The sequence below is a fragment of the Aeromonas rivuli genome (assembly GCF_020149575.1).
GTDB lineage: Bacteria > Pseudomonadota > Gammaproteobacteria > Enterobacterales > Aeromonadaceae > Aeromonas > Aeromonas rivuli.
In genome coordinates this window covers 2,629,431-2,653,746 of record NZ_CP079742.1, presented here as the reverse complement: position 1 = coordinate 2,653,746, position 24,316 = coordinate 2,629,431, and the positions used below count along the sequence as shown (strand labels likewise).

The 24,316-nt window shown below is 62.5% G+C and carries 24 protein-coding genes; 19 read left to right on the top strand and 5 right to left on the bottom strand.

Annotation, left to right across the window (positions count from 1 at the left end):
* Positions 1–56: 56 nt before the first annotated feature.
* From KYK33_RS12305 to KYK33_RS12290, 4 genes are all read left to right on the top strand, one after another.
* Positions 57–695 carry a DUF2913 family protein gene (locus tag KYK33_RS12305; protein WP_198135274.1) on the top strand — a complete coding sequence of 213 codons (639 nt, stop codon included), beginning with the start codon at positions 57–59 and terminating at the stop codon, positions 693–695.
* A gap of 391 nt (positions 696–1,086) precedes the next feature.
* Complete coding sequence (locus tag KYK33_RS12300) at positions 1,087–2,145, top strand: M35 family metallo-endopeptidase (RefSeq protein WP_224430700.1); 1,059 nt, start codon at positions 1,087–1,089, stop codon at positions 2,143–2,145.
* 40 nt (positions 2,146–2,185) lie between these two features.
* Complete coding sequence (locus KYK33_RS12295) at positions 2,186–2,647, top strand: protease (RefSeq protein WP_224430699.1); 462 nt, start codon at positions 2,186–2,188, stop codon at positions 2,645–2,647.
* Between the two features lie 65 nt (positions 2,648–2,712).
* Complete coding sequence (locus KYK33_RS12290; RefSeq protein WP_224430698.1) at positions 2,713–3,042, top strand: DHCW motif cupin fold protein; 330 nt, start codon at positions 2,713–2,715, stop codon at positions 3,040–3,042.
* A gap of 109 nt (positions 3,043–3,151) precedes the next feature.
* Here KYK33_RS12290 and KYK33_RS12285 read toward each other — a convergent pair whose 3' ends face one another.
* On the bottom strand, positions 3,152–4,156 hold the full coding sequence (locus KYK33_RS12285; protein WP_224430697.1) for a questin oxidase family protein: 1,005 nt from the start codon (positions 4,154–4,156) through the stop codon (positions 3,152–3,154).
* A 280-nt stretch (positions 4,157–4,436) separates the two neighbouring features.
* Between KYK33_RS12285 and soxR the strand changes: the two genes are divergently transcribed.
* The 4 genes from soxR to KYK33_RS12265 all read left to right on the top strand — a co-directional run bounded on the left by soxR (position 4,437) and on the right by KYK33_RS12265 (position 6,447).
* Positions 4,437–4,904 carry a redox-sensitive transcriptional activator SoxR gene (gene soxR / locus KYK33_RS12280; protein WP_224433008.1) on the top strand — a complete coding sequence of 156 codons (468 nt, stop codon included), beginning with the start codon at positions 4,437–4,439 and terminating at the stop codon, positions 4,902–4,904.
* Between the two features lie 137 nt (positions 4,905–5,041).
* On the top strand, positions 5,042–5,257 hold the full coding sequence (locus KYK33_RS12275) for a hypothetical protein (RefSeq protein ID WP_224430696.1): 216 nt from the start codon (positions 5,042–5,044) through the stop codon (positions 5,255–5,257).
* A 109-nt stretch (positions 5,258–5,366) separates the two neighbouring features.
* Positions 5,367–5,861 carry a VOC family protein gene (locus KYK33_RS12270; protein WP_224430695.1) on the top strand — a complete coding sequence of 165 codons (495 nt, stop codon included), beginning with the start codon at positions 5,367–5,369 and terminating at the stop codon, positions 5,859–5,861.
* A 112-nt stretch (positions 5,862–5,973) separates the two neighbouring features.
* On the top strand, positions 5,974–6,447 hold the full coding sequence (locus KYK33_RS12265) for an SRPBCC family protein (protein ID WP_224430694.1): 474 nt from the start codon (positions 5,974–5,976) through the stop codon (positions 6,445–6,447).
* A 68-nt stretch (positions 6,448–6,515) separates the two neighbouring features.
* Here the strand turns inward: KYK33_RS12265 and KYK33_RS12260 are convergent, their stop codons facing one another.
* Positions 6,516–7,496: a Gfo/Idh/MocA family protein gene (locus KYK33_RS12260; protein WP_224430693.1), complete on the bottom strand. Its 981-nt coding sequence runs from the start codon at positions 7,494–7,496 to the stop codon at positions 6,516–6,518.
* 529 nt (positions 7,497–8,025) lie between these two features.
* Here KYK33_RS12260 and KYK33_RS12255 point away from each other — a divergent pair.
* Positions 8,026–9,657 (top strand): methyl-accepting chemotaxis protein, encoded by a 1,632-nt coding sequence (locus tag KYK33_RS12255; RefSeq protein ID WP_224430692.1) that lies wholly within the window; start codon positions 8,026–8,028, stop codon positions 9,655–9,657.
* Positions 9,658–9,981: 324 nt separating this feature from the next.
* On the opposite strand, the gene suhB is transcribed toward KYK33_RS12255, so the two are convergent.
* Entirely contained in the window at positions 9,982–10,785 is an 804-nt protein-coding gene (gene suhB, locus KYK33_RS12250) for an inositol-1-monophosphatase (protein ID WP_042042263.1), read from the bottom strand.
* 212 nt (positions 10,786–10,997) lie between these two features.
* Here suhB and KYK33_RS12245 point away from each other — a divergent pair, with 212 nt between their 5' ends.
* Positions 10,998–11,462 carry a hypothetical protein gene (locus KYK33_RS12245; RefSeq protein WP_224430691.1) on the top strand — a complete coding sequence of 155 codons (465 nt, stop codon included), beginning with the start codon at positions 10,998–11,000 and terminating at the stop codon, positions 11,460–11,462.
* Here KYK33_RS12245 and KYK33_RS12240 read toward each other — a convergent pair.
* Positions 11,459–12,064, bottom strand: coding sequence for a TetR/AcrR family transcriptional regulator (locus tag KYK33_RS12240; protein ID WP_224430690.1), 606 nt, complete (start codon positions 12,062–12,064; stop codon positions 11,459–11,461). The genes KYK33_RS12245 and KYK33_RS12240 overlap by 4 nt on opposite strands.
* 89 nt (positions 12,065–12,153) lie before the next feature.
* Here KYK33_RS12240 and KYK33_RS12235 point away from each other — a divergent pair, with 89 nt between their 5' ends.
* From KYK33_RS12235 to emrD, 7 genes are all read left to right on the top strand, one after another.
* A complete protein-coding gene (locus KYK33_RS12235) occupies positions 12,154–12,765 on the top strand; it encodes a glutathione S-transferase family protein (RefSeq protein WP_263479943.1) in 612 nt (203 codons plus the stop codon).
* A gap of 59 nt (positions 12,766–12,824) precedes the next feature.
* Positions 12,825–13,487 carry a glutathione S-transferase family protein gene (locus KYK33_RS12230; protein ID WP_224433007.1) on the top strand — a complete coding sequence of 221 codons (663 nt, stop codon included), beginning with the start codon at positions 12,825–12,827 and terminating at the stop codon, positions 13,485–13,487.
* 210 nt (positions 13,488–13,697) lie between these two features.
* Positions 13,698–15,224, top strand: coding sequence for an ABC transporter substrate-binding protein (locus KYK33_RS12225; protein ID WP_224430688.1), 1,527 nt, complete (start codon positions 13,698–13,700; stop codon positions 15,222–15,224).
* Positions 15,221–16,183, top strand: coding sequence for an ABC transporter permease (locus KYK33_RS12220; protein ID WP_224430687.1), 963 nt, complete (start codon positions 15,221–15,223; stop codon positions 16,181–16,183). Before KYK33_RS12225 ends, KYK33_RS12220 begins: the two co-directional genes overlap by 4 nt.
* Positions 16,184–16,185: 2 nt before the next feature.
* A complete protein-coding gene (locus KYK33_RS12215; RefSeq protein ID WP_224430686.1) occupies positions 16,186–16,992 on the top strand; it encodes an ABC transporter permease in 807 nt (268 codons plus the stop codon).
* Positions 16,989–18,425: an ABC transporter ATP-binding protein gene (locus tag KYK33_RS12210; RefSeq protein ID WP_224430685.1), complete on the top strand. Its 1,437-nt coding sequence runs from the start codon at positions 16,989–16,991 to the stop codon at positions 18,423–18,425. Before KYK33_RS12215 ends, KYK33_RS12210 begins: the two co-directional genes overlap by 4 nt.
* Positions 18,426–18,677: 252 nt before the next feature.
* Positions 18,678–19,874 (top strand): multidrug efflux MFS transporter EmrD, encoded by a 1,197-nt coding sequence (gene emrD, locus KYK33_RS12205; protein ID WP_224430684.1) that lies wholly within the window; start codon positions 18,678–18,680, stop codon positions 19,872–19,874.
* Positions 19,875–19,992: 118 nt separating this feature from the next.
* On the opposite strand, the gene KYK33_RS12200 is transcribed toward emrD, so the two are convergent.
* Complete coding sequence (locus KYK33_RS12200; RefSeq protein WP_224430683.1) at positions 19,993–20,895, bottom strand: LysR family transcriptional regulator; 903 nt, start codon at positions 20,893–20,895, stop codon at positions 19,993–19,995.
* 161 nt (positions 20,896–21,056) lie between these two features.
* Here KYK33_RS12200 and KYK33_RS12195 point away from each other — a divergent pair, with 161 nt between their 5' ends.
* A complete protein-coding gene (locus KYK33_RS12195) occupies positions 21,057–21,863 on the top strand; it encodes a formate dehydrogenase accessory sulfurtransferase FdhD (protein WP_224430682.1) in 807 nt (268 codons plus the stop codon).
* Complete coding sequence (locus tag KYK33_RS12190) at positions 21,850–24,141, top strand: FdhF/YdeP family oxidoreductase (protein ID WP_224430681.1); 2,292 nt, start codon at positions 21,850–21,852, stop codon at positions 24,139–24,141. Before KYK33_RS12195 ends, KYK33_RS12190 begins: the two co-directional genes overlap by 14 nt.
* Positions 24,142–24,316: the final 175 nt, after the last annotated feature.

Genomic DNA, 24,316 nt, shown 5'->3' with positions numbered 1-24,316 from the left:
TGGTGGCGGGGCTGCAAGCGCCTTCCCCAATCTGCCCAGGAGTCGTGATGAGCGATCTGAAAGTGCAAACCTATAACCAGGCCCTGCTCGAGATGGCCGGTGCCAGTCTGGCTGAACTCGTGCGCACCGGCGCCGGCCGCGCCGCCCGTACTCCCGCCCAGGAGAGCCATTTCCTGAGCCTCTGGCTGGTGGACTCCCTCAAGGAGAAACGCTTCTCCCGTCTGGTGATGGAGGATCTCAAGGGGTGGGTGCAGCAGGCGCGCACCCAAGGGGCGGGGGCCGATCTCAAGGGATTGCTCGAGCGCATCGTGCGTCATTACAGCCAGGCGGCGACGCAGGGGCTGGAAGCGCGGCTCATGGCGCTGCTGGACGACTGTGAAGAGGCGGGTTGGCTGCGGGTCACCCAGAGCGTGATCGATGGCCGGGCGAGACTCGCCAACCAGGGGCAGTCTTCAATTGTTATCTGCTCTGCCGAGCTGGCCGCTGCCTGCGCCGACGGCGAGCTGGTCAAGCCGCTCACCCTCTATGTGCGCGGTGACGAGCAAGTGCTGGCCCGTTTCGCCTATCGGCACGGCCTGCTCATTGGCCAGGGCAACAAGAAGCAGGTCAGGGTGAAGCACCACAAGGCCCATCTGCTGATGCCGGGCAACGCTCTGCCTGCCCTCGCGCTGCTGGCGCTGGAGATAGATGGCTGAGCGCGGGATGTTCCGCGGCGCAGAGTCTGCCGCCTGTCCTGTGACCGAACCCCGATCTTGCATCGGGGTTTTTCATGGCTGCAATGCCCGCTTTCCCCATTGCCCCCCTGGCGTGACGTCTGCCACTGGGGTGGCAAGGATCATCAACCCCTCGTGACGATCGCCAGCCTGCTGCTCGCGGGCCTTTGACCGCTACCCAAGACGCTCTTCGCCGGACATCCTGGGTCATCAACCAAGCCTCCTTCGGCCCTCCATCTGGGGGGAATCGCTGGCGCCCCCCATACGGAGGGGCTGCCCCCATATGGCGGTAGGTGCCTGCTTTTCATCTGTTTTAGGGTGGCTGAGCCCCTTCGAGGGCATGGATGCAAACCACATATTCTAAGGAGAGACGATGAAAGCAACACCGATAGCCCTGTTACTGGCAGGCCTGCTGGGTTCCCCCCTCTGCGCCGCGGGTCTGGATGCCAGACTGACCCTGCAAGAGGGCGCGAGTGAGGATGTGCGGGTGCAAGTGACCCTGACCAACAACGGCAACAAGCCGATTGATTTGCTCAAGTGGCAACTGCCGGGCGCAGGGGATGCCCCCTTGTTCGTGGTCGAGCGGGATGGCCAGTCCGTGGCCTATCAGGGGGCCCTGATCAAGCGCGGTCTGCCGAGTCATCGGGACTATCAGCGCCTGAGCGCCGGGGAGAGCCTGACCCTGGAGGCGGAAGTGTCCGGTCTCTATGACATGAGTGCCCAGGGGGAGTACAGCATCAGCTACCGCCTGCCCAAGGTATCTGATAAAGAAGGCGCCAAGCGGAACGCCCAGCCCAGTGCCAAGGCACCCCCCCAGGCCAGCGAATCCAACACCGTCAGCCTCTGGCTCGATGGGGTCGCGAGTGATGATCGCGTATTGGCCAAGGCCGCCGCGGTTGAACCGGCCGCCGCCGGGGGATCGGTGAGTTTCACCGGTCGCTGCACCAACAGCCAGAAGAGCCAGATAGTCTCGGCCCTGGATGCCGCCGGAGTCATGGCGGGGGATTCTCTCAGCTATCTGGCGGTGGACAAGCCCAGTGGTCAACGCTATCGCAGCTGGTTCGGCGCCTATGACGCGAGCCGCTGGAACCAGGCCGAGGGTCACTTCAGCAAGGTGAGGGAAGCCATCGAAGAGAAACCGCTGACCTTCGATTGCGGCTGCAAGGAGAGCTATTTTGCTTATGTCTATGCGGATCAGCCCTACAAGATCTATCTGTGCAAGAGTTTCTGGACCGCGGCCAACACGGGCACGGATTCCCGTGGCGGCACCATCATCCATGAGCTGACCCACTTCAATGTGGTGGCAGGCACGGACGATCTGGGTTACGGTCAAGGCAATGCCCGCAACCTGGCGAGCACGGATCCGGTGAAGGCGCTCAACAACGCCGACAACCACGAATACTTTGCCGAGAACACCCCGAGCGAAAACTGAGTCGACAGGGGGCCTTGGCCCCCTTTTTGATGGAGGCAACATGATGTCACTCTTGCTCGGCGGCGTCCTTGGCCTGAGCGCCTTGCAGTGCGAGCTTAACGTCAAGGCCCAGAGCCGGGTCGACGAACCCTTAAGCCTGGCCATGGCGCTCAGCAACCAGGGGGAGGATACCCTGGAGGTGTTGAGCTGGTTTACCCCCTTCGAAGGCTGGTTTGCCGATGCCATCGACCTGACCCTGAACGAGCAGCCCATTCCCTATCAGGGACCACTCGCCAAACGGGGTGCCCCCGGGGCTGATGATCGCCTGATAGTGGGCCCCAAACAGCGCATCAAGGCCGAGGCAGAATTGACTCAGGTCTATGACTTGAGCCAACCCGGCCACTATCGACTCAGTTATCGCCCCGCGCCGGTGCGAGATGAGCAGGGAGTCACGCCTGAGTGCCCGCCAGTCAGCTTCGAGCGCCTGCCAGTAGACAACCCGCCAGCTGCCCAGACCCAGTGATGGGGGCTGTGAACAGACCATCCCTCTTCCCGACGTGAAGTAAACAAGCCGCAAGGAGTGCATCAGTGCAGATAGACAATCTGCCATTCGGCCTGACCGATTGGCATCAAGAGCCAGAGACCCTTCATCCCGGGGAGCAGGGCGAAGCCCGCTGGCGCACCCGCCAATTCGGGCCGCTGCGGGTGCGCATGGTGGAGTACAGCCCCGGCTATGTCGCCGATCACTGGTGTAGCAAGGGCCATATCCTGCTCTGCCTGGAGGGTGAACTGCATACCGAGCTGGCCGACGGCCGCAACTTCGTGCTGACCCCGGGGGTCAGCTATCAGGTGGCCGACGGGGCCGAACCGCATCGCTCTACCAGCCCCCTTGGTGCCACGCTGTTTATCGTCGACTGACGCGGTATGACGCTCTTCATTGCATAAAGTCGGGGCCAGATTGGCCCCGACTTCCGTTTGGTTGGCTCACCTCAAAGGCCAGCTCCCGTCCCCCTATTTTCTCATCGCATCAGCCATTGCCCAGCAAGCCAACTTCCCGGGCCGCCACCGCCAGGTAGTGGCGAGAGACAGCCCGTTCGCGCCAGCAGGCGTGAACCAGCTTGATGCAGTGATCGTCATTGCTATTGATGGCCAGAGCCACCACCTGCTGCCAGTGAATATCCCCCGGCGCAGGCCAGTGAGGCCCGTTGAGCGAAGGGGCGCCGACCGTCACATAGGCGGCGGCCACTCCTTGCCAGAGGAGCCGGATAAACTCACCGCGCAGCGGCTCACCGAGCTGCGCACTGATGATGGTGGCCGCCCGGGTGCCGGTCACCAGATGCAATACGGTAAAATCCCGGGTCTGCCAGTAGAGCGCCAGGGCCAGCTCGGCCAGGATGCGCAGTAGGTTCCCGGGGCCGCACTTTCCCTCGGTCAGTGGCGGGACACCCGTCAGGTCGCGGGGCAAGGTCTGCACAAAGGCGGGGCTCTCGGCTAGTTGGCGAAGGCGGGCGGTGATCCAGCCCTGATCACTGTGCCAGCCGCCCAATGCCTCATGGAGACGCGCCAGCAGAGCGGGGAGATCCGGGCATGGGGCTCCCAACCCTTGAGCCAGGTGCAGCGGTTTGCAATGCCAGGCTGCCAGTGCCGCAGCCTGTTCGCCCTGATGGCCGTTTTCGATGGCACAGGCGAGGCGGATCATAGGATGAAAGGCGCCACTGGCCGGAGATATCCCCTGAGCCACTATCTGGGTAAACAGGGGCTGCCAGCCCTCTCTGGCAACCTTGCTTGAAAAGTCGGCCCTAAGCTGGCTGAAGCGAGCCTCCGGATCCTGCCCCTCATCCGTGAGCCCGCTCCCAGGGCTCGCGGGCAGGGCCTTGTCGCGCTGCCAGTATGCGAAGAAGTCGTTAAGGCGCGCCTCATCTGCTCCCATTTCAGCCAGGGCATGGAGCGCCATGGGACAGTGATTGGTGGTGCCTCGGCCATTGAGGGCGAACTGCTGGTTGGCATCGAGCAGGTTGTGCAGTGACATCATATGCGGTGACTCCTTGACGGTGAGAGTTCGAATCATGCAAGTTAAAGTTAACTTTAAGTCAAGGGACCCGGTGCAGCCTCTTGTCCAGGGGGCGCTGACTTGGATGCTGGAACATGAGGGATGCAGGAGCATGAGAGATGAGGGATGAGGGCAAGCGACAGCCACAGGGAGCGCGTTTTGTCCCAGAGCGGACATTGATTGGTGAAGCAGGGAGGTATCCATGAGCAAGGACGATATTGAACGCGGGCAGGGGCCAATCCCTTCAGCCCCCGAACAGAGCATGACGAATGGCGAGCTTGGCCATGGCTGGCTTGCCATCGGCCAACTCGCCAAGCGCGCCGGGGTCAAGGCCAGTGCCTTGCGCTTCTACGAGCAGAAAGGGCTGATCAGCAGTGCTCGCAGCCAGGGGGGGCAACGAGTCTATCCCCAGCATGTGCTGCGCCGTGTCGCCTTCATCCGCGCCGCACAAGGAGTGGGTCTTAGTCTGGAAGAGATAGGGCATGCCCTGGCCGGGCTGCCCGAGGGGCGCACACCGACCCCGGAGGATTGGTCCGCCCTTGCCCGTGACTGGCAGTTGCTGCTCGAGGCCCGCATCACGGCGCTGCAACTGATGCAGCGCAAGCTCAGCGCCTGTGTGGGCTGCGGTTGTCTCTCCCTGCGCCACTGCGCCCTCTACAACCCGCAAGATCAGGCCGCTCGTCATGGTGCCGGTGCCCGCTACCTGATGGGGGATATCCCCCCGATATAGATGACCAATAATGACGCCGCTGAAACGGACGATGGCGCAGGCGAATTTTCACCGTGCGGGGCTGGAGAGCGTCATCATCCAGTTGGCGGGGAAAGCGGAGGCCATACTGCCATGCCTGGCCAAGGGGGCATTCGATCTTGTTTTCCTCGATGCGGATCGCAGCCAGTACCACCAGCTGGTGGCCGAGCATCAGGGCGCTACTGTCCACCCGTGGCCTGCTCGTCGTCGACAACGCCATCTCCCATCACCATGAACTTGAGGATTGGATGACGGAGGTGGCACAGGATCCCGGATTTCAGCAACTGTTGCTGCCCATTGGCAAGGGGGAGTGGCTGCTGGTCAAGAACCCGTGATGTCAGGGGGATGGGTGCCGGTTAGCAAGCGCGCAGCGTCGAACGGGGGTGAACTGGCCCTCCCCGGAAGGGCATTTATACTCATTGCTGGTTCAACAGGAGTCATCCCATGGGCGTCATTCCCTGCCTCTGGTTCGACGGCCAGGCCCAGGCCGCCGCCGAACTCTACATCAGCCTGTTTCCCGAGTCCGGGATCCTGGCCATCAACCACTATCCCGGGCAAGAGGCTGATCCGCCTCTGCCCGGTACGCATCGCCCGGCGGCCAGCGTGCTGACGGTGCATTTCCGCCTCGAGGGGAGCCACTACCTGGCCCTCAATGGTGGGCCGCAATTTCCCCACACGCCGGCCTGCTCGCTGGTGGGATACTGTGATAACCAGCTGGAGCTGGACAAGCGCTGGCAGGCCTTGAGCGAAGGGGGGCGGGCGGATCAGTGCGGCTGGCTGCAAGACAGGTTCGGGCTCTCCTGGCAACTGGTGCCACGGCAACTGCCCCAGTGGCTCTCAGGGGATCCCTCCGCCAGTGCCCGGGTGTTTGGCGCCCTGATGAGAATGGGGCGACTCGACATCGCAACCTTGCAGCGGGCCTATGAGGGAAATGCGTGAGGCTCGCTTGCCGGGGGGCCCATTCACTCGGCCCAGTTAGCAAGGCGGCGGTGAGCCTTCACCCCCTCTCTGATCAATCGGATGTTATCTCACTGACACAGGAAGCAATGCCATGATGACAGAACAGCTGGATGAGGCTCGTGATCTGGTGCTGGAGCGATGGATAGCGGCCTCGCCGGAGGCGCTTTATCGCTGCTGGACCGAGTCTGAGTTGCTGATGCGCTGGTTCGCTCCCCAGCCCTGGCGCACCCTGAGCGCCGAGCTGGATGTGCGGGTTGGCGGGGCCAGTCTGGTGGTGATGGGGGGACCCAATGGTGAACAGATCCCCTGTCCCGGCATCTACCTGGCACTGGAGCCGGGGCGGCGTATCGTCTCGACCGATGCCTATGAGCGAGCCTGGCAACCGACGGCCCGTCCCTTCATGACGCTGATCTTGAGTTTTACTCCCGAGGGGGAGGGCACCCGTTATCGGGCATGGGTACGCCATTGGAGCGAGGCGGATCGCAAGGAGCATGAGGCTATGGGTTTTCACAGCGGTTGGGGCCAATGCACGGATCAGCTGGCGGAGCTGGCCGCAACGCTCTAGGGAGGATAGCTGCAAAACAAGAGGCCCCGCAGTGCGGGGCCTCTTTCTATCGGCTAGTGGCTGGCCAATCAGGCTTGATCGGCCGGGAAGCGCACACCAACCTGATGGCGTACCTGGGTGATGACCCGCGCCGTGTCGATGGAGCGCGTCACCGCAGCTTCATCCATTTGGCCTGCGGTTATCTGGGCGGCGAAGGCCGTGGCCTCATAGATCATGCTGTTGTCAGACTGGGGCAGGGTCAGGACTTCCCGCTGGCCGTCGCGGGCTATCCAGGTCAGCCCGGTGCTCTCGGAGAGGTGCTCTATGATGAAGGCGCCTTCGCTGCCCTGGATCTCGCTTGGGATGAAGGAGTCAGACACCTTGGAGTGGCTGATCACCATCTCGAAATCCGGGTAGTGCAGCAGCACTGTGCCTTGAATGTCGACCCCGGTCTCCAGCAACTGGCCGCTGGCGGTGACCCGCTCTGGCGCACCAAACAGGGCGATGGCACTGGCCACGCAGTAGTAGCCAATGTCCATGATGGAGCCATTGGAGAAGGCCGGGTTGAAGGTATTGGGCTGTTCACCGGCCAGGTACTTGGGCCAACGGGAGGAGAACTGGCAATAGCTGAAGCTGGCACGTCGCGCCTGGCCCAGACGGGGCAGTTGCTCGGCCAGCAGGCGGAAGTTTGGCAGGTAGGCGGTCTTGAAGGCTTCGAACAAGATGACGCCCCGCTCACGGGCGCATTGGTACATGGCCTCGACCTCGGCCAGGTTGGAGCCGAGTGGCTTCTCGCAGATCACATGTTTGCCCGCCGCCAGCAGTTGCAGCGTATGGGGGCAGTGCAGGGAGTTGGGACTCGCCACGTAGACGGCGTCGAAGCAGGGGCTGGCGGCAAACTCGGCCAGATCGTCGAAGCAGGCCGGATCATCATACTGGGCGGCAAAGGCTTCTGCGGTGGCGCGCTGGCGGGAGTAGACGGCAGTCAGCTGAAAAGCCTTGCTCAGCAGTGCCGCTTCGATGAATTTTTCTGTGATCCAGTTGGTTCCGATCACCGCGAGTCTGATCATGGGTTAGCTCCTTGTAACAACATGCAGGTAGCAAGAGGGGCAGGGTCGGCGCTCATCATAGCCTAACTCGCCCTCTGGCCCCACCATGGCAGTCGGCCTTCTGCAGGAAAAATTCGTCACTGATGATAAGTCGCTCAATGTTGGTCTGATACCGAGTCGCGGGAGAGGGGGATCCCATCATGCCGCAGATAAAAAAGGGACGTTGTTATTATCCGGGCATCTTTATCAGGCGAAACGATAACCGCCAGGATGAGCGGTGATATATGGATTGAATAGATCAAAAAGTGCACTAGCTAATTTATTGAGACTAATAGATGGTCCGTTAAATACAGTGCTGTTAATAATCTTGCCAATATTCATGGCGCGAATAGTCGGGGTTGGCAAGGGGGTATGATATAGTCGGCAACTGCCGGGAATTTCCCTTCTCGGCCTATCGACACCTCCCAGCAGGACTCCCGGGCGGCGCATGCCATAAGGACATGATGACCAACAGCCTCTGCCATTCGGCAGTTGAGGAATATGGGTAAACATGTTTTATAAAGACCTCTCCATCGGCAAGAAAATTGCCCTGGTGTTTTTCGTGATCGCCATCGTCAATATGATATTCGGTCTCTTCCTCGCCAGTGAATTAAGAACGGTGCGGGAACGCGTATTGAATTTTACCGACTCAACCCTGCCGAGTGTCATCTCGGTTGAAAACCTCATGTATGACGTCTCTTATGTGCGCCGTGCCCAGTTTGCCGTGCTGATGGTGGATGATGCGGCCGATCTGCAGGCGCGGCTTGGCCGGATCCAGGCCAATATCGGCAAGGTGGATGGGGCTATGCGCGGCTATGAAGCCACGGTCGGTAGCGATAATGAGCGTCAGGTATTCAATCGTACCAAGCAGGCCTGGCTCGACTATCGACAGAGTGTGGGCGATTTTGAGCGCCAGCTCACCCAGGGCAACCGGGAACAGGCCCGCGTTCAGCTGTTCCAGACCAATGAGGGTTACAGCCGCCTGGAGCAGGAGGTGAACAACCTGATCAGCGTCAACCTGGGCTTTGTGCAGGAAAACCGGGGGGGGCTGCTCGGCAGTATCAGCACGCTGCTCACCCTCTCCAGCGTCAGCATCGGGGCCCTGGTGCTGTTCATGATCGCCATGACCTGGTTCCTGACGCGCCAGATCTGCCGACCCCTGCAGGCCGTGGTGAGTCAGGCCAATGCCATCGCCGCCGGAGACTTGACCCACAGACTGGATCGCCAGCACATCGGCAAGGATGAGCTGGGCATGCTTGCCAAGGCCACGTTGCAGATGCAGGACAACCTGCGCCGGCTCATTGAAGAGGTGGTGGCCGCCGTCACCCAGCTGGGTACGGCCATCGAGGAGGTGAGCGCCGTCTCCGAGCAATCTTCACGGGGGATCGCCCATCAACAGCAGGAGATCACGCAAGTGGCGACCGCCATGGCGCAGATGAAGGCGACGGTGGCGGATGTGGCTGGCAATACCGAGATGGCCTCTGATTCTGCGAGCGCCGCCAACCGGCTGGCTCGTCGCGGCAACCAGGATGTGCAGGGCTCCCTGGTCGCCATCAATCAGGTGGCCGCCGAGATGGAGCAGGCCGGCATCCTGGTAACCGAGCTGGAGCGGGAGTCGGCCCAGATCAATCTGGTGGTCGATGTGATCCGTGGCATCGCCGATCAGACCAACTTGCTGGCGCTCAATGCTGCCATCGAGGCGGCGCGGGCGGGTGAGCAGGGTCGTGGCTTTGCCGTGGTGGCCGATGAGGTACGTACCCTGGCTGGCCGTACTCAGGCCTCCACCGGGGAGATCATTGCCATCATAGAGACGCTACAGGCCCGAGCTAACCAGGCGCGCAAGGTGACAGGGCAGAGCTGTGACATGATCCGCCAGTGTGTCGGCCAGAGCGAACAGACCGGGGTGGGTATTCAGCAGATTGAAGAGGCGGTGGCCCAGATAGCCGACATGGCCATCCAGATCGCCAGTGCCTGCAGCGAACAGGATGCGGTCTCCGACGAGCTGGGGCGCAATGTCGAGCGGATAAATGAGTCTTCTCGCGAGGTTGCAACTGGTGCCGAGCACACGGCCCAAGCCTGCCTGGAGCTGAGCCAGTTGGCGGCCGGGCTCAAGCAGACCATAGGCCGCTTCCGCCTGGTCTGATGAGGTCAGTATCGGGTTGGCTCAGACTGGCCCGGTCGCTGCGCGTTAATTTCAACACCCGGCCTGGCGCCGGGTGTTTGTTTTTAGCGGGCTGCCAGGGAGGCGGTCGCGGGCAATGTGATCAGGCGACAACATGGCACATCGAGTCATCCGGGACATCTGCCGATTCCAGGGCTGGAAGGTCTGTATCAAGGGCTTATACGGGGCTGGGGATGGCTGCGTTGGAGAGCGGTACTACGGCCGGGATCCCTGGTTGCCTTGATAAGTAGCAGATATAAAAAACCCGGCCTGAGCCGGGTTTAAGGTGCAAGAGTCGGAATTGGCTTATTTGGCCAGAGATTCCGGCAGATTCTCGCGGATCTTGCCGAGCATCACCTTGAGGACGCGCGGGTTGGCAACCACCATGTTGCCGGAGTTTTCGTAGTTATGACCACCCACGAAATCGGTGACGATGGCGCCAGACTCTTTGGCCAGCAGTTCACCGGCGGCACTTTCCCAAGGCTTGAGGCCGATTTCCCAGTAACCGTCGATGCGGCCAGCGGCGACATAGGCCAGATCCAGGGAAGGCGCGGCGGCGCGACGGATGTCAGCACACTCGATGAACATGCTCTGGAACATCTTCAGGTAAGGCTCGATGTGGTGTTTCTGCTTGAACGGGAAGCCGGTGGCCAGCACGGTGCCGGACAGGTCTTTAGCTTTGCCGACACGGATGCGGTAGCCGTTCAGCTGGGCGCCATTACCACGGGTAGCGGTAAAGAGTTCGTCACGGATGGGATCGTAGACGACGGCCTGTTCGGTCTTGCCCTTGACGCGCAGGGCGATGGAGACGGCAAAGTGCGGAATGCCCTTGACCAGGTTGGTCGTGCCATCCAGTGGGTCAATGATCCATTGGTAGTCCGGATTGGTACCGGCAATCTCACCAGACTCTTCAGCGATGATGCTGTGTTCTGGGTAAGATTTTTTGATGGTATGAATGATGGCCGCTTCGGCTTCACGGTCAACGTTGGTCACGAAGTCATTGCTGCCTTTCTGAGTGGCCTCGATGTTTTCGGGCTGGGAGAAGGCTTTTACTACTACTTGACCGGCGTTGCGCGCAGCGCGCACGGCGATATTCAGCATCGGATGCATAGGTTCACCACTGGATGTTAAAGAACGGGGATAAAAGGACGCGAAATTATAGCAGCATACTTTTGAACCGCAAGCTTTATCCCCCATCGAGAAGCGCTAAATATATAGCATCCATCAATGGCTGACTTTACATAACATTTTGGTCTAGTCTTGTCTCGCCAGACCCCTGGCACGTGTAATAACAAGCTCCATCACTCATAGGGATGTGTCGTATGAACTTGTCATTAGTCAGTCATAAACCGTCGTCCATGGCGGTCAATGGGTTGCTGCAGGCGTTACAGACGTCCGCCGACGTCGGCACCTATTTTAACCGCATCGTGGTGACCAGTCCGAGTCAATGGAATCCGACTCGAGATGAGGCCGCCATCTTGCTACTCGATGATGAGGCCCACTGGCCGGAATCTGTGGCGGGGGAGACCGAGACCTCGATTGGATTGCCCGTGCTGCCGCTCTGGGTGTGTACGGCGGAGGATTCGGGAGGGGCAAACACGCGCCGTGGGCCTGATGTACGGGATCCCCGCTACTACTTTGTCTCCAACGGCATTGTGATGGATGGTCACGAGTGGGAGAGCCCGACCAGCAGCCAGCTGCTGCTGGACAAACTCGCCTCGTACCTCCCACTGTTGTCACGCCTGAGCCTGCTGCGTCAGCGCAGCCAGCCGGGGACTGTTAACTAGACCGTCAGCTGGCCGCCCTGCCACAGGGTGAGCTGGCGTTTGAGGGTGGCAATGTCGGCGCGCAAGGTGTCGCCATTGCCTCCTCCCTTCCCGAGCAAGATACAGCCCTGCACATGCACAAACAAAAAGCGCGCCAGTGCTTCCACGTCTGTATTGCCCGCCAATTCCCCATCTCGAATCGCGACCCTGAGCGCATGGGTCAGCGCCTGCTGCAACTCCTGGTGCATGGCCGCGATGCACTCGTGCACCCTGGGTTCATCCATGGCTGTGCCTATCTGGGCATTTTGCAAGAAACAACCCAGGTTGCCGGGTTGAGTCAGGCGCTGCGCCAGGGCATCTAGCCAGCCATGGATGGCCGCAATCCCGCCGCGCTCGCAGAGCAAAGGGGTGAGGCGCTGGCGTGAGACCTTGTCGATGTAGTGATCCAGCGCCATTTGAAACAGGGTGTGCTTGTCGCCGAAGCTGTTGTAGAGGCTGAAACGATTGATGCCCAAGGCATCGACCAGATCCTGGATCGAGGTTGCCTCAAAGCCTTTTTGCCAGAACAGTGTCATGGCTTGTTCCAGCTTTTCGGCTGGATCGAATGCAGTTTTCCGGGCCATAGTGTCTCCTGTTGCCACTATAACAAATTCTTGACCGTTCGTTTAGATAAGACTAGTTTCTAACTGTTCGTTTAGAAATGGAGAGCAGGATGAAAGTCTATGAGTTGCGGCGAGCCCCCAATGCGCGCCGGGTGCGGATGTTTCTGGCCGAGAAAGGGGTCGACATGGCCTATGAACAGGTCGATCTGAGCGGCGGTGAGAACCTGAGTCCGGACTTTCTGGCCAAGAATCCGGCCGGGCGCATTCCGGTGCTGGCGCTGGATGACGGTAGCTATCTGAGCGAGTCGGTCGCTATCTGCCGTTACTTCGAGGAGCTCTACCCCGAGAACAATCTGTTTGGCACCACGGCGCTGGAGCGGGCCCAGATAGAGATGTGGAGCCGCTTCATCGAGTTCAACCTCTGGCTGCCAGCGGGCATGGCCTTTCGCCACATCACCGGCTTTTATCAGGACAGGGAGACTTGTTTCCCCGAGTGGGGGCAGGAGTGCAAATTATTGACGAGTCAGTGGTTCGGCAAGTTGGAGGCAAGGCTGCAAGAGTCTGCCTATATTGCCGGAGATCGTTTCACTATCGCCGACATTCTTGCCATATGCGCCATAGACTTTGCCGCCAGGACGCTGGAACTGCACATAGCCGATGAGCAGACATCCCTCAAGCGTTGGTATGATGCGGTCTCAAGCAGACCCAGTGCCCAGGCCTGAGTCACTCTACCATCAGAGACGCCCGGCACCCTGTGAGTTGGGCAACCAAGGAGAAGATGATGATTGATTTCTACACGGCCGCGACGCCAAACGGCTTCAAGGTCGCCATCGCCCTCGAAGAGTTGGGTCTGCCTTATAACGTGATCCCGCTCGATTTTTCGACCCAGGAGCAGAAGAAGCCCGAGTTTCTGGCCATCAACCCCAATGGCCGCATCCCTGCCATCGTCGATCGGGATAATGGTGACTTCGCTGTGTTCGAATCCGGCGCCATCCTGCTCTATCTGGCGGAAAAAACCGGCAAGCTGCTGCCGCAAGAGCCCAAGCGTCGCTCCCAGGCCATCCAGTGGCTGATGTTCCAGATGGGCGGCGTCGGCCCCATGATGGGCCAGGCCAACGTCTTCTATCGCTACTTCCCAGAGAAGATCCCGGCGGCCATAGAGCGTTACCAGAAGGAGGGGCGCCGTCTGTTCGAAGTGCTCGACGGCCATCTTGCCCACCATGAGTACCTGGCCGACGAGTACAGCATCGCCGACATCGCCACCTGGCCCTGGGTGCGGATCTATGACTGGAGCGGCATCTCCATCGAGGGTCTGCCGCATCTGCAGGCCTGGATGGCGCGCATGGGGGCCAAACCCGCCTGCCAGAAGGGCATCACCATACCACCGCGCAACGAAAGTCCCGAGGATCAGGTCAAGCGGGCGCAGCAGATGGTGACCCGCTAGGATGATGACGATGGCCCGATGACGGGCCATCTCTTTTTATGATCGCCGCCCCATTGACTGCCCTTCACGCCTGCAGGGCCTCTCACCTGCTCACCCCTTTCCCGCTGTAAATAAGCCATTTATCAAAAATCAAGAGTCATTCTTTCCATTAGGTTGTTATGTTATAACACCAGTATTTTATTGATAATCATTATTGTTTGGATGGAATGGATGACAAAAATACACACCTCTGCACGATGGTGCGCACTGGCACTGCTGGTGGGGATGAATGCCGCTCACGGCAAGCCGCTGGCCATGGTGGGGCCCTGGGAGATCCACAGTGTCGATCCCGCCAGCAACGGGGTCTTCTTTACCCGCATGCAGGTGGCGGAGACCCTGGTCGAGGTCGACAGCCAGGGCAATCTGCAACCCGGGCTCGCCAGCCAGTGGTCAAGCTCCAGGGATGGTTTGCAATGGCGATTCACCCTGCGCCCCGGGGCCCGCTTTCACGATGGCAGCGAGGTGAGCGCCGAGCAGGCCGCCTTTGCCCTGCAGCAGGCCTGGCGCAAGCCCGGCGTCATGACCAGCGCCCCCATAGCGTCCATTGAGGCCCGCAAGGGGGCTTTGCTGGTCACCCTCACCGGCCCCTTCGCCCCCCTGGCTGCCGTGCTGGCTCACCCCAGCACCCAGATCCTGGCGAAGGGGGCCTATGATGCCAAGGGAGAGGTGACCCAGGTCATCGGCTCAGGCCCCTATCGCATCACCCGGTTGCAGCAACCCCAGCGAGTCGAGACAGAGCGCTTCGATGGCTGGCAGGGTCCCCAGCCTGCCATCTCGCAGGTAAGTTACCTGACAGTGAGCCGCGCCGAGAGCCGCACCCTGATGGCCGAGAGCGGTAAGGCCGACATCGCCTGGGGGCTGGATCCGGTCAGCATCCGCCGCTTGCAGCAGGCGCCCCGGGTCGCCATCGCCTCCGTTACCCTGCCGCGCACCATACAGCTCAAGCTCAATGGGGCCGATCCTCTTCTGAAGGATCCAGCGGTGCGCCGCGCCCTCAGTCTCGCTATCGATCGCCGTGGCATGGCGGCGGCCCTGCTGCGGGATCCCGAGATGGCGGCGACCCAGCTCTTCCCTCCCACCCTGGGGGAGTGGCATCAACCCGGGCTGACCCCGCTCGCCTATGACGTCAAGGCAGCTCAGGCGGCCTTGGCGGCGGCAGGCTGGCTGTTGGGGGCGGATGGTGTGCTGCACAAGGGGGAGGAGCGCTTCGCCCTGACTCTGCGCACCTTCCCGGATCGCCCGGAATTGCCCCTGCTGGCCACGGCACTGCAGGCGCAGTGGAAGGCGGTGGGGGTGGATCTCAAAGTGGTGGTGGGCAACTCGAGCGAGATCCCGGCCGGTCATCAGGATGGCTCGCTCCAGCTCGGCCTCTATGCCCGCAACTATGCCCTGGTGCCGGATCCCCTGGTCACCCTGCTGGGGGACCTGGCGCCTGCCGGTGCCGACTGGGGGGTGATGAACTGGCACTCCCCGGCCATGGAGCAAAAATTGGCCCGTCTTGGCAAGGAGAGCCTGCCCGCCGAGGAGGCCGCGGCACTGCGCCGTGACATCGCCACCACCCTGCAGCAGGAGTTGCCGCTGCTGCCCATCGCCTGGTACCGCCAGAGCGCGGCAGTCAGCCGTGCGCTGAAGGGCTTTGAGCTGGATCCCCAGGAGCGCAGCTACCGTCTGGACACACTGACATGGAGCGCCCAATGACAGCGATTCCCTTCTCCGCCGTCATGGGGATCCTGGGTCAGCGGCTGGTGCAGGCGCTGATGGTGGCCCTGCTGGTGGCCGGGCTCTGCTTTCTGATGGTGCAATCCCTGCCCGGAGATCTCGCCTTTCGCATCGCCGCAGGCCGCTACGGCTATGACTATGTCACCGCCGAGGCCGCCAATGCGGTGCGCAGCGAGCTAGGGCTGGCCGGTTCGGCCCTCTCCCGCTTCGCTGACTGGCTGGGCGCCCTGCTGCAGGGGGATCTCGGCAGCTCCCTGGTGACGGGGGCGCCTGTGGCCAGCGAGGTGGGCCACCACCTGGGGGCCACCCTGTCCCTGGCGGTGGCCGCCGTGGCCCTGGCCCTGGTGGTGGCGCTGCCGCTCGGCAGCCTGAGCGCCCTGCGCCCCGGAGGATGGTGTGATCGCCTGACCCTGGGCTGGAGCGTGCTGATGCGTGCGCTGCCTCCCTTCCTGCTCGGCCTGGTGCTCATGGTGCTGCTCTCGGTGGAGCTGGGCTGGGTCAGCGCCGCCGGTCACGGGGAGGGGAGCAACCTGCTGCTGCCCGCCCTCACCCTGGGGTTGGGGCTCTCGGGGGTACTCTCCCGGGTGGTGCGCGAGAGCGTGCTCACCGTGGTGCAGTCCGGCTATTACCGCTTCGCCCTCACCAAGGGGCTCTCGCCCGCCCGGGTCTTCAGGCGTCACGGCCTGCGCAACAGCGGGGTCAGCGTCATCGCCTACACAGGGGTTCAACTGGTGCTGCTGATCGAAGGGGTAGTGGTGGTGGAGAGCCTGTTCGCCTGGCCCGGCATCGGCCATGCCCTGGTGCACGCCATCTTCTGGCGCGACATCCCCATGGTGCAGGGCACCGTGCTGGTGCTGGCGGCGCTGTTCGTGCTGCTCAATACCCTGACGGATCTGCTCTGTCTCGCCATCGATCCCCGCGGTCACAAGGAGTCCTGATCATGTCTTTCTCTGTCAAGGCGGGAGCAAGCCTGCTCTTGCTGGTGGTGCTGTTTGCCCTGCTGGGCCCAATGCTCTGGCCCGATCCCGCCGCCCAGGATCTGGTGCAGTTCCTGGCCGACCCCTCCTGGCAGGAGCCGCTCGGGCGCGATCAGATGGGCCGCAGCCTGATGGCGCGGCTCGCGGCGGCGACCCGGCTCTCCCTGTTGCTGGGGATGCTGTGCGTCCTGACGGCGGCCCTGCTGGGGTCGTTGCTGGGCTGGCTCTCAGCCTGGCGCGGTGGCTGGGTCGACGGCCTGCTGCGCAGCCTGGCCGACGGCGTGCTGGCCCTGCCGAGCCTGCTGCTGGTGCTGCTCTTCTCCGCCATGGCCCAGGGGGGCTTCGCCATCCTCTATCTCGGGCTGGCCATGGCCCAGTGGGTGGAGTACTACCGGGTGGTGCGGGCCCGCAGCCGGGCGCTGCTCGCCTCGCCCCAGGTGGAGGCGTCCCGGCTGCTGGGCTTTGGCAACGGCCACATAGTGCGGCGCCACCTCTGGCCCGAGCTGGCCCCCCAGTTGCTGACCATGATGGCCTTTGGCCTCGCCGGGGCCATCCTGACCCTCTCCACCCTGGGCTTCGTCGGGGTGGGCATCCAGCCACCCACCCCTGAGCTTGGCCTGATGATGACGGAGGCGCTGCCCCACTATCAGGAGGCGCCCCGCCTGCTGCTGGCTCCCATCCTGGTGATGGGAATGATGCTGCTGGCCCTGGTGCTGCTCAATCAGCAGGGCACTCTTCACACCCCATCCCCACAAGGAGTCACCCCATGACGACCATTCATATCAAGGGCCTGCAGGTGGATGACGGTCAGCAAACTCTGTTGCAGGCGCTGGATCTCACCCTGCTCCCCGGCAGTGCTTTGACCCTGATAGGGGAGAGCGGCTCGGGCAAATCCCTGCTAGCCCACGCCCTGATGGGGACCTTGCCTGCCCCCCTGCGCGGCCGGGGTGAGATGGCGATGGGCGGCCGGCGCCACAGCCTGGCGGACCCCCAGGCCCTGCGCACCCTCTGGGGGCGGGAGCTGGCCATGCTGCCCCAGGAGCCGGTGCTGGCACTGGACCCCACCATGGGGCTGCTGCCTCAGGTGGAGGAGGGCTGGCTGGCGGGAGGCAAGGAGGCGCGCTCGCGGGCGCGGGCCTCCCTGGCGCGGCTCGGGCTCGCCGGGCGGGAGCGTCACTTCCCGCACCAGCTCTCCGGGGGCATGGCCCAACGCGCGGCCTTTGCCGCCGCCACCCTGGGGCAGGCCCGTTTGCTCATCGCCGACGAACCCACCAAGGGGCTCGACAGTCGGGCCAGTGTCAGGCTGCAGGAACTGCTGCTCGGTTATCTGGCCGAGGGGCGCCACCTGCTGACCATCACCCACGATCTCTCCCTGGCCCGGGCGCTGGGGGGCTGGGTGCTGGTGATCAAGGGGGGCGAGGTAGTGGAGCAGGGGCCCGCCGAACAGGTGCTGCACACGCCTTCCCATGCCTACAGCCGCGCCCTGCTGGCGGCAGAGCCGTCCGCCTGGCCCGAGGCCGTGCATCCCCCGACCGGCGACTGGTTGCTCAGGGGGGAGGGGCTCGCCATGGGCTACGGGGAGCAGACCCTGTTCGAGGGGCTGGATCTGCCACTGGCCCGAGGGGAGCGGCTCGCCATCATGGCGCCGAGCGGCGCGGGCAAGAGCACCCTCGGCAATGTGCTGCTGGGCTTGCAGCGCCCGCTGCGGGGGCGGGTATTGCGCCAGACGGGCATAGCACCGCACCGCTGGCAGAAGCTCTATCAGGATCCGGTGCAGGCCTTCGCCAGCCGGGTGCGCCTCGCCACCCAGTTTGACGATTTGCTGCGCCTGCACCGGCTGCCGCGCCAGCCCCTCACCGACTATCTGGCGCGGCTAGGCCTCGATGAGCGGCTGCTGACCCGGCTGCCGAGCCAGGTGTCCGGGGGAGAGCTGCAACGGCTGTCGCTGATCCGGGCCCTGTTGCTGCGCCCCGTGCTGTTGTTTGCCGACGAGCCCAGCTCCCGGCTCGATCCCCTGAGCCAGCAGCAGACCATCGCCTGCCTGCTAGGGGCGCTGGGGGAGATAGGCTGCGCCCTGCTGCTGGTGACCCATGACGAGGTGCTGGCAGGCAAGGTCGCCAGCCGCTGCCTGCTGTTGGGGAGTGGTGAGGAGGGCGCCGCCAAGGCTGCGCTGGAACCTGCGCGGGTGTCGCGGGCCGGATGAGGGCGCCGGGGGGATTATCCTGAACGATGGACGGGGCCTCTGGGCCCCGTATTATTAGAAAAACTAAGCCAAGCCGATTACAAAGATTCGTTCGTATTTTGTGATCCGAATCACTACCATGGCGGCCATTAAAGGGAGCTGATCTGCTCCCGATCAACGCGGGTCCTCCGCGCAGTGATTACTCATCCAGATCTGACAGTGACTCCTCCCTCGCGGTGAGGAGCGCCATGCTTTTGATGTCGTGGAGCAGTTATGAATCGGCACAGCTTTTATCCCTTGTTTTTCCTGACCATTCTCATGGTCGCCGTGGGCCAGATGACCCAGACCCTCTATGTGCCCTCCATCCCGGTGATGGCGGCGGATCTGGGGGTGAGTTCGGCGTCGTTGCAGGCGGTGATGGCCTGTTATCTGATCCCCTATGGCTTGTCCCAGTTTATTTATGGCCCCCTGTCGGACAAGTGGGGTCGTCGCCCCGTGTTGCTGACTGGCATGATGGTGTTTCTGCTTGGCACCCTGGTGATCCAGCTGATCCCGAGTGCCGGCGCCCTGCTGGTGGGCAGCTTCATTCAGGGGCTGGGAACGGGGGCGGCGGGCGCCATGAGCCGGACAGTGATGCGGGATCGCTACAGCGGCGCCGAGCTCAACCGCGCCAACAGCCTGGTGAGCATGGGGGTGATCTTCTCCCCCCTGCTGGCCCCCGTGCTGGGGGGCTGGCTGACCGAATGGTTGAACTGGCGGGCCGGTTACTGGTTCCTGTTCGGTTTTGGCGCCATCAGTACTCTCGCCATTTTGATCTGGTTTGCCGAGACGCTGCCACCAGCGCGTCGTCAGCCGCTGCGGGTGCGTGCCGCCTACCGCCATGTGCTCGGCAATCCCAGATTCCAGGGTAACCTGCTCTGCCTGATGGCGACCTTCGCAGGCCTTGCGGTGTTCGAGGCGGCGGCGGGGGTATTGCTCGGTGATGTGCTCGGCCTCAATGCCAAGACGGTGAGCGTGCTGTTCGTGCTGCCCCTGCCGGGTTATCTGTTCGGCGCCTGGCTCTCGGCTCGCCTGAGCTTTCGGCTGAGTCAGGGCAGGCTGATGCGTCTGGGCATTGTCTTCCTGGGGGTGGGGGCCCTGATCATCCTGCTGCCGGGTCTGTTTGGCATCGTCAGCGCGGCGTCTCTGGTGGGGGGCGCGGCTGTCTACTTCATCGGCAGCGGCATCCTCTATCCGACGGCGACCTCCTGCGCCATCGAGCCTTTCCCGGGTCAGGCAGGGACCGCCGGGGCCATTCTGGGGGGCATGCAGAACCTGGGCGCCGGGCTGGTCACCCTGCTGGCAGCAACCTTTCCCATGGAGGGGCAGCTGGGACTGGGGGCCATCATGACGGCGATGGTCGTGCTGGTCGCCCTGAGCTTTGCCTGGCTGCGTCACCATGATTTGCCCCGGGAGCAGCTGGCCACCTGATGTCGGTCACCTGCATCCCATCAAAAAGCCCGCCTCCTTTGGCGGGCTTTTTGTTTACCGGGGGGCAGGGGGATGGAGGTAGCACACCTCGCCAGCAGGTGGCATCCCGGGGCTGCGGCTATGGGGCGGGATCCGTCGTCTCCGTGACCAGGGCGAGAAAGGCGCGCATGGCGGGGGTGATGCTGTGCTGACGGGTCATGAAGAGGGTGCGCCCGACATCGAGTGGCTCGAGCAGCCGGTAGTCCAGGTCGGAAAGCTGACTGGCCGAGTGGGCGAGACCGGCGCTGACGATGGCCCAGCCCAGCTGGTGGTGGACGGCGCTGGTCAGATGGAAGAGGGAGTCGGTTTCGATCACTATCTTCAGGCTGATGCCTGCGCGCTCGGCGGCGAGATCCAGATAGTGGCGAAATTGCATGTTCCGGCTGGGCAGTACGAGCGGCTTGCCTTGCAGGCTGGCGAGGGGGATGGGGGCCGCACTCTGCAAGGTGATGGCATCACTGCGGCTCATCAACAGGGCCATGCGGTTGTGGCCCTGGGGGTATAGGTGAAAGGCGCGCCGGTTCGGGGCGCTCAGCGACTCGTCAAAGCCCAGGCCAATGTCGCACTGGTGCAGTTCCAGTTGCGACAGCAGGGCCTCGTTGCTCAGCACCGACAGGCGGATGGCGATATCGGGATAGCGTGCCTGGTAACTGGCGATGAGCGGCATGATGTCGACATTGGACTGCGGGACTATGCCGATGCGCAGGGTGCCTGACAGCTCGCCGTGAAAGCGCCCTAGCTCCTGTTTGAGCGCCTCCTGTTCCAGCAACATCCGCTCGGCATACTGGCGCACCAGCTCCCCGGCCTCGGTGAGGGCGACAAACTGACTGGTGCGTACCACGAGATCGGTGCCGACGCTCTTTTCCAGTGCCGTGATGCTGGCCGACAGGGTGGGCTGGGTGATGTGGCACGCCTTGGCTGCCTTGGCGAAGTGCTGGTGATGGGCCAGCTCATGAAAGTAGTGCAGCTGCTTGATGTTCATCATGCTCTTGCAGGGGCTGGGGGAGGTGAGTGCCAACACTAATCAATTGAAAATCACTATTCAATAGAATAGTTCTATCAACATATAGATTTAATTCATTGGTTTTACAGCAGTTGTCTCTCTAAACTTGAATGCAGTTTGTATTTTTAGGCCACTCATTCATGCCTGCGCACTGTCCCGTTGCCGCCGCTGTCAATTCGCACCCCCTGCCTGCGCTGGATCATCTGGTGGAGGAGGTGGCCGTCTCCATCAACATCAATGGCATCAACCATGCGGTTATGATGGCGACCCCGGACGATCTCGACGATTTTGCCATTGGTTTCCTGTTCTGCGAGTCGATCATCGCGCACAACCACGATGTGCATGATATCCGGGTGACCCCTGCTGAGCTGGGCTTCGTGCTGGATGTGACCATCGCCAATCGTTGCCTGGCGCGGCTGCAGCAGCGTCGGCGCAGGCTGACCGGGGCAACCGGCTGTGGCATCTGCGGGGTGGAGGCGGTCGAGCAGGCATTCCCCGAGCTGCGCCCCCTGCCACTCACGCCTCCCCTTGATGCGGGATTATTGGCCGGGTTGAGACCACAGATTGCCCAGTGGCAGCTCAAGGCGCAGCAGTATGGGGCCATCCATGCGGCCCTGGCGCTGGACGAGCAGGGCCAGATCCTCCATTGCCGGGAGGATATCGGTCGGCACAATGCCCTCGACAAGCTGATCGGCCTGTTGCTGCGCCAGCAGCTTGCCTGCGACACCCTGGTGGTGACCAGTCGCTGTGGCAGCGAGCTTATTCAAAAAGCCGTGCTGTTTGGCGCTCGCCATCTCGTCTGCCTCGCGTCCCCCAGTCAACTGGCGGTGAGGCTGGCCCTCAAATACAACCTCAATGTCGTCCATATTCCCAAGTTCGATGCGCCTGTGTGCTATTCCAGCCATCACCCGTCGAGTCCCATCGGAGAGTCTCATGAGCCATATTGAAAAGCCTGCCAAAGCCGGCGGATTTTCGTCCCTGCAATCCACCATGAAGCAGGTGTTACGCAGCCAGAAAACCAAGCAGAACATCAAGAATCTGCTGCGGGTCAACCAGACCGATGGCTTCGACTGCCCGGGCTGCGCCTGGGGGGACAACGACCACGGTGCTTTCCAGTTCTGCGAGAACGGCGCCAAGGCGGTGGCCTGGGAGTCGACGGGCAAGACGGTGGGCGCGGACTTTTTTGCCAGCCATTCGGTGCGCCAGCTCGCCAATCAGAGCGACTACTGGCTGGAGTATCAGGGGCGTCTGACCGAGCCGATGCGCTACAACCCCGCAACCGATCACTACGAGCCGGTCAGTTGGGATGATGCGTTTGCATTGATTGCCGAGAAACTGACAGGCCTGGATAGCCCGGATCGGGTCGAGTTCTATACCTCGGGCCGTGCCAGCAACGAAGCCTCCTACCTCTATCAGCTGTTTGGCCGCCTGTTTGGCACCAACAACTTCCCCGACTGCTCCAACATGTGTCACGAGGCGAGCGGGGTGGCGCTGACTCAGGCGGTGGGCATTGGCAAGGGGACAGTGGTGCTGGATGACTTTGACCGCGCCGGCGCCATCTTCGTCTATGGCCAGAACCCGGGCACCAACCACCCGCGCATGATGAATGCCCTGCGCCAGGCGGCGCGCCAGGGGTGCAAGATTGTCAGCTTCAACAATCTCAAAGAGGTGGCCCTGGAGCGATTCGCCAGCCCCCAGAGCCCGCTCGAACTGCTGACCCCGGCGGCCACCACCATCAGCCACCAGTATCTGACCCCCAGGTTGGGCGGTGACATGGCGGCCATGCGTGGCATGGCCAAGTACATCCTGGAAGAGCTGCCAGAGGCGGTGGATCGCGACTTTATCACCCGCCATACCCGGCATTTCGACGAGTATGAACAGCAGGTGCGCGCCACCGACTGGGCCGAGATAGTACAGCAGTCCGGGCTAGCCCAGGCGGACATCGTGCAGGCCGCTCGGGTCTTTGCCGCCAGCAGCAGCGTCATCAGCTGCTGGGCCATGGGGATCACCCAGCACCTGCATTCGGTCGATACCATACGTGAAATCGTCAACCTGCACCTGCTGCGCGGCCAGTTGGGCAAGCCGGGGGCGGGGCTCTGTCCGGTGCGTGGCCACAGCAACGTGCAGGGCAACCGCACCATGGGCATCAATGAAAAACCGACCGCAGCCTTCATCGAGCGCATCGAACGCCATCTGCAAGTGAGTCTGCCCAGGGCACCTGGCCACAATGTCTATGAGGCGCTCAAGGCGCTGCACGAGGGCAGGAGCAAGGTGCTCATCTGCCTGGGGGGCAACCTGGCGGCGGCCGCGCCCGATACGGCCTTCACCCATGCCGCCATGGGGGCCACTGAACTCAATGTGCAGATCAGCACCAAGCTCAACCGCAGCCACTTGCAGGTGGGCAAGGCCGCGTTGATCCTGCCCTGCCTCGGCCGCACCGAGCTCGACATTCAGCGCACCGGCAACCAGAAAATCACGGTGGAGGATACCTTCAGCATGGTGCACGCCTCGACCGGGGCCGCGGAACCCCTGTCCGCGCTCTGCCTGTCGGAGACCGACATCGTAGCGCGCATGGCCCATGCCACTTTGGGGAGTGAGCGCGTCGACTGGTTGGCGCTGCGGGATGACTACGGCCGCATTCGCTGCCTCATCGAGCAGACCATTGCCGGCTTCAGTGACTTCAATGCCCGCATCCAGCAGCCTTGTGGCTTCCATCTGGATAACTCGGCGGCCCAGTTGCTGTGGAAAACCAGCAGCGGCAGCGCCGAGTTTCGGGCAAGCCGTTTGCCACGCTCTGTGCTGCCCGAATGCACTCGCCATGCCGAACAGATGACGGATCAACCTGTGTTGCTGCTGCAGAGCCTGCGCTCCCACGATCAGTACAACACCACCATCTACGGCATGGATGATCGCTATCGCGGCATCAAGGGCCAGCGCAAGGTGGTGTTCATGAACCAGACGGATGCCCATCGCCTCGGTCTGGAGGAGGGCAGCAGGGTGGATATGGCCGCCATCTGCAACGATGGCCGGGAGCGCATCGTCACGGGTTTTAGCGTGGCGCTCTATGACATTCCCCAGGGCAACATTGCCGCTTACTACCCGGAAACCAACCCGCTGGTGCCCATCGACAGCGTGGGGGAGGGCTCCTTTACGCCCACTTCCAAATCCATCCCCGTGCTGGTGACCCCCTCCCAGCAAGCGGAGAATCTGCTTCGGCTCACCTAAGCCTGCCATGCCTGTGCGGCGTTATCGCCAAAGCGAGCCGCTGGGCATGGTGTGCCCGCACCGCCAGCTCGGATTGGATGGTGATGGAGGCAGGGGGGCGAGACGGCCCCCTCCGGGTGCCGACAGGTGACAAGCCCCTCAATGGGGCCCGCTGATCTGGAGGGGCGTGTTCGCA

Excerpts from the sequence above, each read along its gene's own strand:
- KYK33_RS12215 (WP_224430686.1), top strand. The coding sequence starts at position 16,186 with ATGTCTTTCTCTGTCAAGGCGGGAGCAAGCCTGCTCTTGCTGGTGGTG.
- KYK33_RS12270 (WP_224430695.1), top strand. The coding sequence starts at position 5,367 with ATGGGCGTCATTCCCTGCCTCTGGTTCGACGGCCAGGCCCAGGCCGCC.
- KYK33_RS12200 (WP_224430683.1), bottom strand. The coding sequence starts at position 20,895 with ATGAACATCAAGCAGCTGCACTACTTTCATGAGCTGGCCCATCACCAG.
- KYK33_RS12260 (WP_224430693.1), bottom strand. The coding sequence starts at position 7,496 with ATGATCAGACTCGCGGTGATCGGAACCAACTGGATCACAGAAAAATTC.
- KYK33_RS12300 (WP_224430700.1), top strand. The coding sequence starts at position 1,087 with ATGAAAGCAACACCGATAGCCCTGTTACTGGCAGGCCTGCTGGGTTCC.
- suhB (WP_042042263.1), bottom strand. The coding sequence starts at position 10,785 with ATGCATCCGATGCTGAATATCGCCGTGCGCGCTGCGCGCAACGCCGGT.
- KYK33_RS12230 (WP_224433007.1), top strand. The coding sequence starts at position 12,825 with ATGATTGATTTCTACACGGCCGCGACGCCAAACGGCTTCAAGGTCGCC.
- KYK33_RS12235 (WP_263479943.1), top strand. The coding sequence starts at position 12,154 with ATGAAAGTCTATGAGTTGCGGCGAGCCCCCAATGCGCGCCGGGTGCGG.
- emrD (WP_224430684.1), top strand. The coding sequence starts at position 18,678 with ATGAATCGGCACAGCTTTTATCCCTTGTTTTTCCTGACCATTCTCATG.
- KYK33_RS12195 (WP_224430682.1), top strand. The coding sequence starts at position 21,057 with ATGCCTGCGCACTGTCCCGTTGCCGCCGCTGTCAATTCGCACCCCCTG.
- KYK33_RS12240 (WP_224430690.1), bottom strand. The coding sequence starts at position 12,064 with ATGGCCCGGAAAACTGCATTCGATCCAGCCGAAAAGCTGGAACAAGCC.
- KYK33_RS12225 (WP_224430688.1), top strand. The coding sequence starts at position 13,698 with ATGACAAAAATACACACCTCTGCACGATGGTGCGCACTGGCACTGCTG.
- KYK33_RS12210 (WP_224430685.1), top strand. The coding sequence starts at position 16,989 with ATGACGACCATTCATATCAAGGGCCTGCAGGTGGATGACGGTCAGCAA.
- KYK33_RS12285 (WP_224430697.1), bottom strand. The coding sequence starts at position 4,156 with ATGATGTCACTGCACAACCTGCTCGATGCCAACCAGCAGTTCGCCCTC.
- KYK33_RS12295 (WP_224430699.1), top strand. The coding sequence starts at position 2,186 with ATGATGTCACTCTTGCTCGGCGGCGTCCTTGGCCTGAGCGCCTTGCAG.
- KYK33_RS12245 (WP_224430691.1), top strand. The coding sequence starts at position 10,998 with ATGAACTTGTCATTAGTCAGTCATAAACCGTCGTCCATGGCGGTCAAT.
- soxR (WP_224433008.1), top strand. The coding sequence starts at position 4,437 with ATGACGAATGGCGAGCTTGGCCATGGCTGGCTTGCCATCGGCCAACTC.
- KYK33_RS12255 (WP_224430692.1), top strand. The coding sequence starts at position 8,026 with ATGTTTTATAAAGACCTCTCCATCGGCAAGAAAATTGCCCTGGTGTTT.
- KYK33_RS12220 (WP_224430687.1), top strand. The coding sequence starts at position 15,221 with ATGACAGCGATTCCCTTCTCCGCCGTCATGGGGATCCTGGGTCAGCGG.
- KYK33_RS12190 (WP_224430681.1), top strand. The coding sequence starts at position 21,850 with ATGAGCCATATTGAAAAGCCTGCCAAAGCCGGCGGATTTTCGTCCCTG.
- KYK33_RS12265 (WP_224430694.1), top strand. The coding sequence starts at position 5,974 with ATGATGACAGAACAGCTGGATGAGGCTCGTGATCTGGTGCTGGAGCGA.